The 884-nt window shown below is 44.3% G+C and carries 1 protein-coding gene; it reads left to right on the top strand.

The genetic code is table 11. From position 1 onward, the window contains the following. On the top strand, positions 1 to 884 hold an 884-nt coding region (locus PEH01S_RS34315; RefSeq protein ID WP_164828162.1), incomplete at both ends, for a transposase.

Here is an 884-nt window from a genome sequence, read left to right on the forward strand (position 1 = left end):
AGAAGCTAGGCGAAATTAAGTTTGACAATAAGCCGTCTGCCTTCCCTTTATTGGAGAAGGAAGTGAAGAAGCATACGAAAAAAGGATTATCCGTTGTTTACGGGCTGGAAGATGTCGGTGGGTTTGGCAGAGCGTTAGCGGTCTACTTGACGGACAATAAACGTTGGGTGAAAGAGGTCAATCCGAAGCTTTCCACGGCTAGGCGTAAAAGCCATATTACGGTTCAAAAGTCCGACAGTTGGGATGCCGAGTGTGTAGCAAGAGTGTTGAAAGATGAATTGCTTCAATTGCCGGATGCCAAGCCAATCGATCTATATTGGGCCATAAGCCAGCTTGTCACACGAAGAAAAGGAGTTGTAAAAGTCCTTTCGGGTTGTATCAAAAACTTGCATCAGCAATTAGGCTATCATTATCCGAGTTATAAAAAATTCTTTTCCGAAATTGACGGTAAAACAGCCTTGAGCTTTTGGGAGGCGTATCCTTCTCCAAGGCAGTTAAAGGATATGGAAGAAGCAACATTAGCCGAATTTCTAAGAAGTCATAGCAATAATGGATTATCCCATAAGAAAGCAGCACAAATTCTGTCCCTCATTGAAGCGGATGGAGATACATATCGAGATTTTCAGGACAAACGTGATTTCATCGTACAAAGCCTTGTTCGAAGCATACGTTTTAATCAGCAGGAATTAGCCCAGATTGAAGAAGAAATCGGAGGGCTTATGAAGCAACTAGGCTTTCAACTGGAAACGATGACAGGCATTGACGTAGTTACGGCGGCTGAGCTAGTGGCCGAGATTGGCGACATACACCGATTCGCTACGCCTGATAAATTGGCAAGATTCGCAGGGATTGCACCGATTATATGCGGCTCGGGGAACAAGGTG

The sequence above is a fragment of the Paenibacillus ehimensis NBRC 15659 genome (genome assembly GCF_004000785.1).
GTDB lineage: Bacteria > Bacillota > Bacilli > Paenibacillales > NBRC-103111 > Paenibacillus_G > Paenibacillus_G ehimensis.